This is a genomic window from Candidatus Eisenbacteria bacterium (assembly GCA_016867495.1).
Taxonomy (GTDB): Bacteria; Eisenbacteria; RBG-16-71-46; order CAIMUX01; family VGJL01; genus VGJL01.
Genome location: VGJL01000093.1, coordinates 1 through 10,227, shown reverse-complemented (window position 1 = coordinate 10,227; position 10,227 = coordinate 1). Strand labels below are relative to the sequence as shown.

The window sequence follows — 10,227 nt, the reverse complement described above, 5'->3', positions numbered from 1 at the left end:
GAGCGCTATCGGGAGTTCCGGGCGGACCTGCAGCGACTACGCGCCATCGATCGGGAGGAGAAGCGGATTCTCATGGCGTTGGCGGAGGAAAGGGCTATCCACTACGAGTGACAGAACTCATTGCCATTGCAGGTGTTGGCGGAATCGGCAAATCGCCAGAATGGCACATGCGACATGCGGAATGTAGGATGAATCGATTGCGTTCTTCGGCATCGGCGTGACTCCTGTTTTCTTCCAACGGCTCTGGACAGAGCAGGGCATTCCTGCCCCTGATATCTTCCATGTCATCGGATGCAACACAGCGTCATCAGACTGGACACAGCTCGTGACAATGACAGGCGTCCGCTGCCTCGCACTCATGAGCGACGACACCGTCAAGGGCGTCCAGGATGGCCCCGACTTCGAGGTCACTTCCCCCTGGACGCGGATGAACGGGAGGAACTGGTGGGGAGGCACGCTTTCCAAGCGCTTGCGAACGGCGCCGCGAGCATTCCAGACGACGTTTAGGCAGCGTCAATAAATTAGGTTTACGAAACGTCGTTCCCGTACTACTGTCATGGGATGGGAGACGTGGACGCCCTGCGGGAGAAGGTAGCCGCGCTGTGGCCCCATCTGGACGAGCGGGCGCGGCGGTTGTTCGCTGCCGGCGAGGCTCGAGCCCTGGGTCGGGGCGGGGTTTCGCTGTTGAGCCGGGTTTGTGGTCTCTCGCGGGTCACGATCACCAAGGGACTGCACGAACTGGATGAGGCGCCGCTGCCGGCGGGTCGGGTGCGGCGCCCGGGAGCGGGCCGGCCGCGGATCGAGGAGACGGACCCGAAGCTTGCGGAGCGTCTCGATGCCCTGGTCGAGCCGCTGAGCCGAGGAGATCCGGAGTCGCCCTTGCGATGGACGAGTAAGAGCACGCGGGTCCTGGCCGAGGAGCTGACGCGGGGGGGTCACCCGGTCAGCCATGAGACGATCGCCCAGTTGTTGCGGTCGATGGACTACAGCCTGCAGGGAACCCGCAAGACCGTAGAAGGGAAGCAGCACCCAGATCGCGACGCGCAGTTCCGGTTCATCAACGAGGCGGTGTACAAGGCGCTGGCGGCGCGCCGGCCGGTGATCTCGGTGGATACGAAGAAGAAGGAGCTCGTGGGCAACTACGAGAACGCGGGCCGGGCGTGGCGGCCCGCCACGACACCGCCACGGGTCCAGGTGCACGACTTCCCCACGCCGGAGGTGCCGCGGGCCTTCCCGTACGGGATCTACGACCTGGCCCGCAACACCGGCTTCGTGACCGTGGGTACGGATCACGACACGGGGGCGTTCGCAGCGGCTTCGATCCGGGGTTGGTGGCGGGCCGAGGGCCGTCGCCTCTACCCCCGGGCCCGGAGCCTCCTGATCACGGCCGACGCCGGCGGCAGCAACGGCTATCGGCTCCGCCTGTGGAAGCTGAAGCTCCAGGCATTCGCCGACGAGGCCGATCTGACCGTTCGCGTCTGCCACTTCCCGCCAGGCACGAGCAAGTGGAACAAGGTGGAGCACCGGCTCTTCTCCTTCATCTCCACGAACTGGCGGGGCGAACCGCTTCGCGACTACGAGACGATCGTGCAGCTGATCGCGAGAACGACCACCGCCAAGGGTCTCACGGTGACCTGTCGGCTCGATCGGCGGCGCTTCCCGGTGGGCAGGAAGGTGAGCGATGCGGAGTTCGCAACCGTGCGGCTCGTTCCGAACCGCTTCCATGGGGAGTGGAACTACGCCATTCGACCGCATCGCACGTCGTAAACTTTATTTACTGACACTGCCTAAGTGCGGCTCACTTGCCGCTCTCCCCGGCCGGACTTGCGGCTGACACCCCGCCTTCCGGCACGAGGCTCGAGAAGTAGGCCTCGGGCGCCTCTTCGAACGCCTCCTTGCAGCCACCGCAACAGAAGCGGAGCTCGCTGCCTTCATAGGTCCCGACGGCCGGCGACCCCATGCTGATCGGCGCGATCCCCCCGCAGGCGGGACAGCGATAGGTCGCGTACTTCTCCGGCTCCTTCTCGAACGCCTCCTTGTCGGTGGCGCAGCAGAAGTACCAGGTTCGCCCGCCCCACTGCGTCTTGGCTTTCGCGTCAGCGATCCGCACATCCTTTCCCGACACGGGGCATGTCGTCGTCGCGTACTGCTCCGGAGCGGCGCGGAACTTCGCCAGGTTCTCCACAGACGCGAACTTGTACACCTTGTCGAGGAAGACCGCGATCGGCGCCTTCTTGTCCTTCACCTTCTTCTTGGAAACAGGATCGATCTCGGCCGCGCCGGCAATCCCCGCCACGGCGAGCGTTGCGACGATGGCCAGAATCGCTCCGATGCGAATCGTTCCGACTCCAGATCTCCCGATCATCTTGATTCTCCTTCCCTGCGTTGAAGCGCCTCGGGCCGACTTGGCCTGAAAGCGCTTCAGCCTGAGGCTGTTGCTCACGACGCTCACCGAACTCATCGCCATGGCGAAGGCCGCGATGGCGGGATTGAGGATCCATCCCGTGAGGGGATAGAGGACGCCGGCCGCGATCGGTATGCCGAGGACGTTATAGACAAACGCCCAGAAGAGGTTCTGGCGGATCGTCCGGGCCGTCGCGCGCGAGAGGTCCACCGCCGCTACCAGACGGGAGAGATTCCCTCCCAGGAGCGTGATCCCCGCGCTCTCCATGGCGACATCGGCGCCAGTTCCCATCGCGATCCCGACATCGGCCGCAGCAAGAGCCGGCGCGTCGTTCACGCCGTCGCCGACCATGAGGACGCGGTGCCCCTCGCCTCTCAACGCCCGGACGGCCTCGGCCTTGCCCGAAGGCCGAACCTCGGCGAACACGCGATCGATGCCGAGCCTCGCGGCGACGGCAATAGCCGTCCCCGCCGCGTCGCCCGTCTGCATCGAGACGATGAACCCACGCGACTTGAGCCCCTCCACGACTCCGGCCGCTTCGTCCTTGACCGGATCCGCGATGGAGAGAGCCGCGGCAAGTTCGCCGTCGATGGCCGCCAACACCTGCGTCCTTCCTTCCGCCGCTTCCCGCCGCCCGATCAGATCGGCATCGCGCGAGACGACGCCATTCCGTTCGAGGAAGTCCGCGCTTCCCACGATGACCTTGCGCCCCGCGACGCGCGCCAGAACGCCGCCCCCGGGCACCGAGTCGAACTCCTCCGGCTGCGGAGCCTCGATCCCCCGCTCGGCCATGGCCCTCACGACCGCCGCGGCCAGGGGATGCTCGGAGCGAGTCTCAGCCCCAGCGATCAAACGCAGGGCGGTCTCTTCGCGAATCGTCCCGAACAGATGCGCCTTCTCCAGAGTAGGCCGCCCCTGCGTCAGCGTCCCGGTCTTGTCAAACACGACGGCGGTCGAGCGGCCCAGAAGCTCCAGCGCTTCCGCGGAGCTCGCCAGCACGCCGATCTCCGCCCCCTTCCCGGCGGCAACCGTGATCGCGGTGGGCGTCGCCAGGCCGAGCGCGCAGGGACATGCGATGATCAGGACCGCGACAAAGCTCGAGAGGGCGTGCGCGAGCCGCGGCTCCGGGCCGACGGCGAGCCACACGACGAGCGTGGCGAGAGCGACCAGGACGACGACGGGGACGAAGACCGCCGCCACGCGATCGACCAGGCGCTGGATCGGCGCCTTGCTTCCCTGCGCTTGGCGGACCAGTTCCACGATCTGCGCGAGGACTGTCCCTCGACCGACCGCAGTCGCGCGGAATGTGAAACTCCCCGTCCCATTGAGCGTGCCTCCGATCACGCGATCGCCCGCGCGCTTCTCGATCGGGAGCGATTCCCCCGTGACCAGGCTCTCGTCCACGGCCGAGCCGCCCTCGATCACCTCTCCGTCAACCGGGATCCGCTCGCCGGGACGCACGAGCACCGCGTCGTCGATCGCGACCAGCGCGATCGGGATCTCCTCCTCCCGGCCGGACCGGAGCACGCGCGCGGTCCGCGACTGGAGCCCCGCGAGCTTCCGAATCGCCTCGGACGCCCGTCCCCGCGCCCGATCCTCAAGAAAGCGCCCCATCAGAATCAGCGTCACGATGACAACGGCAGTCTCGTAGTAGACATGGACCGTCCCGTGCGGCCGCATGGCGATGGGGAAGGCGCGCGGAAAGAGCGTTCCGGCGACGGAGTAGAGAAACGCCGAGGCGGTGCCGATCGCGACCAGGCTGTTCATGTCTGCCGTCCGCCTGCGCAGGGCGGCGACGAATCCTCGGAAGAAGGGAACCGCGCACCAGAACATGACGGGCGCGCTCAGGGCGAGCTGCGCGAACAGGCTCGCCTGCCCCGAAAGCGGGCCGTGCAGGCCAAGCATCCCGGGCATCGACAGGATCAAGATCGGGATCGTGAGAGCGAGCGACGCGAGGAACCGACGGCGCAGATCGGCGCGTTCCTGCCCGCGCTCGACCTCGAGCGCGTCCTCGGCCCCCTCGATCATGAGATCCTTCGCCTCGAACGCGCCCGAGGCGCGGACGGCGGCGATCAACCTTCCGGCGTCGGGACCGGAGTCGGACAACTTCACCGTCGCCGTTCCCGCCACTAGATTGACGCTCGCCGAGAGAACGCCCGGCAAGGCGAGCAACCCCTTCTCGACGCTCGCCACGCAGGAGGCGCAGTGCATCCCCGTGACGGCGAGATGGCGGACGGTCGCGGGAGACGCCGCCGAGGAGTCCCCCCGCGCGCCGGCCTGCCCGTTCCTGTCGCCTCGTTCCATGTTCCCCATTCTATCCCGAGGCGGCGGCCGCGCGCGCGCGCGTCCTTCTCCAGCGGGTCGTCTGCAGCCAGTGGAAGAGGACGGGGAGCAAGAGGTCGATCACTTCGTCCGCGACGAGGAGCCCTCCGAGCACCGGCGCGACCATCGGGCGGATCACCTCGGCTCCCGTGCCGTGCGCCCACAGCAGAGGCATCAGGCCGACGATCGTGGTCCCCTCCGTCAGGAGCTTGGGCCGCAGGCGGTGCACCGCTCCCCGCATCACCGCATCGGTGATCTCCGATTCCTCCCGGATCGCCGCCAGCCCTCCCTTGCGCTCGAGCGCGTCGCGCAGATAGACCATCATGACGATCCCCGTCTCCGTCGCCATACCGAAGGCGGCGATGTATCCGACCCAGACGGCGACGCTGAAGTTGAAGCCGAAGAGCGTCTGGAAGATCACCCCGCCGGCGAGCGCGCCGGGTATGGCGAGGACCATCAGCATCGCCTGCGCGAGATCGTGGAAGGTGAGATAGAGGATCAAGATGATCAGCGCGATGACGGCGGGGAAGACGATCTGCAGGGTCTTCTTCGCCCTCATCTGATGCTCGAACTGGCCGCTCCACTCGATGTAGTAGCCCTTCGGCAGCGACACCTTCTCGCGGACGACTTTCTGCGCCTCCTCCACGAACCCGACGACGTCGCGTCCGCGCACATTGAGCTGGACGTAGGATCGCAGGAGGCCGTTCTCGCTCTTGATCATGCTTGGACCTTGAACGACGCGGATCGACGCGACTTCCCGCAGGGGTATCTGGGTCGGCCCCGCGAGGCCCCCCGCATTCATGATCCCGCTCCCGCCGCCGTGCGGCGCGGCGGGACCGCTCATCGCGTTCACGAGTATTCCGCCGATCTCCCTCTCGTCCGCGCGGAAGTCGCGCGCGTAGCGGACCCTGACGGGGAATCGCTCCCGCCCCTCGATCGTCGTCGTGACCGTCATCCCTCCCAGCGCGACGTCGATCGCCTCGTTGACATCGCCCGCGTTCACGCCGTAGCGCGCCGCCCTCTCGCGGTCGATCTCGATGTCGAGGTAGTTCTCCCCCACGATCTGATCGGGGAAGACGTCGACCGCCCCGGGCAATCCGCGCAGAACCTGCGCGATCTCCTCGGAGACCTTCTGGATCCCATACAGGTCATCCCCATAGACCTTGACGCCCACCATCGTGCGGACGCCGGTCGCGAGCATATCGACCCGGTTGATGATCGGCTGCGTCCAGATGTTGCCCCACCCGGGCATTTGAAGCTCAGAGTCCATCTCCTGGATGAGATCGCTCTTCTCCTTGCGCCAGAGGAAGAGGCGGCGATTGAGACTCGGCAGGCGCTCCGCCTCCAGCGCGGATAAGTCCTCCTCCGTGAGCTGCCGCGCGGCAAGACTCCGCGCGCCGGCCTTCTCGTGGATCCGCACACCCAGCGCGCGCGCAAGCGCAGGACCAGCGCGGTCGGACAGCTCGTAGTTGAGGCTCTTGGCTCTCTTTCGCCACAGCTTGTCGCGCTCCTTCTCGCCGCGCGCCGGGCCCAGCTTTGTCCCGGCCTCAGTCCCGGTTTGAATACGCTCCGCTTCCAGCTCGGCCTCGAACTTGGTCTGCGCGCGCTTGGCTTCCCTCCGGAGGATGCGGTCGACGTCGACCGAAGCGTCCATCGACGCCTCGTTCAGCATGGCGGCGTTGTCGTCCGCTGAGGCCGGCAGAACCGCGCCGCGCTTCTCGAGGATGGCGAGAACCTCGCGCGCCTCGCGCTCGACGTCCTCGAAGCGGACCTTTCTCTTCGGCCACAGATCGCGCGGCCTCACGTTGATGATCGTCTCGATCATGTCGGGAGGAGCGGGATCGGTCGGCGTGTCGGCGCGCCCCGCCTTCCCGACAACCATCTCCACTTCCGGAAACGTCCGGAGGATCTCGTCTCGCACCTTGAGATCGCCCGCCGCCTGAGGCACCGATGCGCTCGGGATCGTGACCGGCATCTCGAGAATGCTCCCCTCATCGAGCGGCGGCATGAACTCCCGCCCGAGATTGCGCGCGAGCATGTACCCGACGCCCAGCAGCGCGACGAAGGAGAGGACAAACGCCTTCCTGTGCCGCAGCAGGAACTGGAGAACCGGCCTGTAGACCGCGATGACGCTGCGGACGATCGGGTTCTCCTCCTCGCTGCGCAGCCGTCCCCGCAGGAAGATCGGCAGCAGGGCGGGCACGAGCGTGATCGAGAGCAACGCCACGCCGATCATCGCGAAGGTCTTCGTGAAGGCGAGCGGATGGAACATCTTCCCCTCCTGCCCGCTCAGCGCGAAGACCGGCAGGAAGGAGATCACGATGATCATGATGGAGAAGAAGATCGGCCTGCCCACGAGCCTGCATGCCTGTGCCACGATCGGCCGCGTGTCGCCCCGCACCGGCGCCGTCCCGAACTTGGCCGTCAGCTCGTGCGTGGCGTTCTCGACCATCACGATCGAGGAATCGACCAGGATTCCGATCGAGATCGCGATGCCCGAAAGGGACATGATGTTCGAGGGGATGTTAAAGACCCTCATCAGGATGAAGGAGATCAGCACCGCAAGGGGAAGCGTCAGGACGACGACGAGCGCGCTCCCCGCGTGGCTCAGGATCAGGAGGACGGCGATGCTCCCGATCAGCATCGCCTCGAGGAGCGCCCTCGTGACCGTCCCCATCGCCTCGTTGATGAGCCGGGTGCGATCGTAGAAGGGGACGATCCGCACACCGTCCGGCAAGCCGGGCCCCAGATCGGCGATCTTCTGCTTGATCCGCTCCGTGACCTTGAGCGGATTCTCGCCGTAGCGCATCAGGACGACTCCGCCGACCGCCTCTCCGCCGTTCTTCTCGAGGACGGAGCGGCGTTCCTGCGCGGCGATTTGGACCGTGCCCAGCGCGCCGACGGTGATCGGGACGCCCCCGCGCTGCGTCACGACGGTCTTGCGGATGTCCTCGATGCCGCGGATCCAGCCGATGCCCCGGACCAGATACTCCGCGCCGTTCTTGACATAGACATTCCCGCCGACCGCCGAGTTGCTGCGCTCGACTGCCGACGCGACCTCGCCCAGCGTGACGCCGTAGGCGCGGAGCTTGTTCGGGTCGAGGGAGATCTCGTAGGTCTTGATGAATCCCCCGACGCTCGCCACCTGGGCGACCCCGGGGACTGAATTCAATTGATAGCGGACATACCAGTCCTGGATCGTCCTGAGTTCCCCTGGATCCTTCCCGCCCCCCTCCACCGTGTACCAGAAGATCTGGCCGAGCGCGGTCGCGTCGGGGGCCATGTAGGGCACGACGCCCTCCGGCAAGAAGGTCGCGGCGACCGAGAGCCGCTCGAGGACGCGCTCGCGGGCGAAGTAGAAGTCGATCCCGTCCTCGAAGATGATGTTCACCATCGAGAAGTTGAACTCGGACGTCGAGCGCACCGCCTTGACGCCGGCCAACCCTTGGAGGTTGACCGAGAGCGGATAGGTCACCTGGTCCTCGATCTCCTGGGGACTACGGCCCATCCAGTCGGCGAAGACGATGACCTGGTTCTCCGAGAGATCCGGGATGGCGTCGATCGGCGTGCGCGCGATGCTATAGACGCCCCACAGGGCGACCGCGAGAACGATCGCGACGACCACGAAGCGGTTCTGGACCGAGTAATCGATGATCCGCTGGATCACGGGCGCGTCTCCGACCGGCTCTCTTCTCCGTGCGTCTCATGGGAATGAGCCCCGCCGCTCGCCCCGAAGTAGGATCCGGCCACGGCCGGGTTCAAGCGGCTCTCGGCATCGACCAGGAAGGCGCCGGCGGTGACGACGCGATCCCCCGCGCGCACGCCGGAGACGACAGGATAGAACCCCTCCGACGGCTCGCCGAGAGAGACCTCCAGGGCGTCGAAGACCCCCGGCTCTCGCTCCAGATAGACGATCTTGCGCGCGCCCAGGTCGATGACGGCCGATTCGGGGACGACGATGCTGGACCGTTTGCCCCCTCCGCCGCCGCCGCCCGTCTCCGTCACGACCTTCTGCAGGAACATCCCGCATTTCGGGCAGCTTCCCGGCGCGTCGGCGCTCACTTCCGGGCACATGGAGCACTCATAGCTTGTCTGCGCACGGGCAACGGAGGCACCGCTTGTGCCGCCGGTCTCCATCTCCTCGGCCTTCGTCACATCGATAAGGACATCGACATACATTCCAGGCCGGAGAGAGAGATCGGGGTTTGCCGCATCGATCCGGACGCGAAGCGTCCTCGACTCGAGATCGAGCGTGGGCCAGAGGAAGGCGATCGTCCCCGAGAAACTGCGATCCGCGAGCCCATGGACTCTTATCTCGGCCGACTGCCCTTCCCGCGCCCTGGCCGCGTCTCGCTCATTCACGAAGGCGATCACCCAAACCCGGGAGAGATCCGCGACGGCGTACATCGCGGCTCCCTCTTCGACATACTGGCCGGGAACAACATCGCGCGATGTGACGATCCCACCGGCGGGAGAACGGATGACGATCGTCTCCCTCGGCCTTCCCTCCCGCGCGATCGCCTCGATCTGCTGGTCATAAAGGCCCCACAGCCTGAGCTTCTCCCTGGCTGCATCGACAAGCGTCTCCTCGTCCGCGCGCTTCAGGGCCAGCAGGTACTCCCGCTGCGCCGAAATCAGCTCGGGACTGTAGATCTCGACGAGAGGCTCGCCCGCCTCGACCGCGGTCCCCGTGAAGTCGACGAAGGTCGCCTCCACCCTCCCGCCAACCCTGGCGGCCACGTTCGCCGTCCGCCGCTCATCGATCTCGACCGTCCCGACGGCGCGGATGCGCGCCTCCAGGTGTCGATAGCCGATCTCCGACACGCCGATCCCGGCCAGCGCGATCCGCTGCGGCGAGAGACTCACCCGCGCGAGGGTTCCCTCCGGCAGGACCACCGCCTCGCCCTTCATCCGCTTCGCGAGCGGCATCCCACAGATCGGGCAGCTGCTCGGCTCCCCGCGAACCACGCTCGGGTGCATACCGCAGTAGTGCTCGTACTCCGACGACGCCGCCCCCACGTCCTGCTTCGGACGCGTCCACCGTTCCCAGCGGTTGGCGATATGGTCGAGATTCGCCGCGATCAGCCCGACTGCCACCATCAAGAAGACGAAGCGCAGGCGGACATTCATGATTCTCACAAACTGCCAGACCTTCGGCCAGAACCCCGACCGCTGCGCACTATTCATCGCCTACCCCCAGAATGCGGCCATCGCCGATCGCGAGAGCCAGCGACGCCCTTGCCTTCAGGTACTCGAAAATGTTCTCCCGCTGTCTCATCTCGAGTTCGAGCAGCATCTTCTCCATATCAATGACCTCGCCAAGGCGCATCTCGCCGGTTGGATAGGAAGCGAGGCTTGACGCAAGGGCCATCTCTGCGTCGGGCAGTATCTCCTTTTCGTATACACGCACGCGGTCCCGCGAAGTGATGGCCATGGCGTACGCCTCCCGCGCCAGGCTGATCGATTCGTTCAGGACGCGACGCCGTTCTGCTGCCGCCGCC

4 protein-coding genes and 1 pseudogene are annotated in these 10,227 nt (G+C 66.3%); 1 reads left to right on the top strand and 4 read right to left on the bottom strand.

Annotation, left to right across the window (positions count from 1 at the left end):
• The first annotated feature begins 561 nt into the window (after nt 1-561).
• On the top strand, nt 562-1,767 hold the full coding sequence (locus FJY88_09080) for an ISAzo13 family transposase (protein ID MBM3287484.1): 1,206 nt from the start codon (nt 562-564) through the stop codon (nt 1,765-1,767).
• Between the two features lie 31 nt (nt 1,768-1,798).
• Here the strand turns inward: FJY88_09080 and cadA are convergent, their stop codons facing one another.
• The 4 genes and pseudogenes from cadA to FJY88_09060 form a co-directional block, all read right to left on the bottom strand.
• Nucleotides 1,799-4,708 carry a cadmium-translocating P-type ATPase gene (gene cadA / locus FJY88_09075; protein ID MBM3287483.1) on the bottom strand — a complete coding sequence of 970 codons (2,910 nt, stop codon included), beginning with the start codon at nt 4,706-4,708 and terminating at the stop codon, nt 1,799-1,801.
• Between the two features lie 1,666 nt (nt 4,709-6,374).
• A pseudogene (locus tag FJY88_09070) lies at nt 6,375-8,393 on the bottom strand (efflux RND transporter permease subunit).
• Nucleotides 8,390-9,913 carry an efflux RND transporter periplasmic adaptor subunit gene (locus FJY88_09065; protein MBM3287482.1) on the bottom strand — a complete coding sequence of 508 codons (1,524 nt, stop codon included), beginning with the start codon at nt 9,911-9,913 and terminating at the stop codon, nt 8,390-8,392. The pseudogene FJY88_09070 and the gene FJY88_09065 overlap by 4 nt, the downstream one beginning before the upstream one ends.
• A partial coding sequence (locus FJY88_09060) for a hypothetical protein (GenBank protein MBM3287481.1) occupies nt 9,906-10,227 on the bottom strand: 322 nt, incomplete at its 5' end. The genes FJY88_09060 and FJY88_09065, both read right to left, overlap by 8 nt.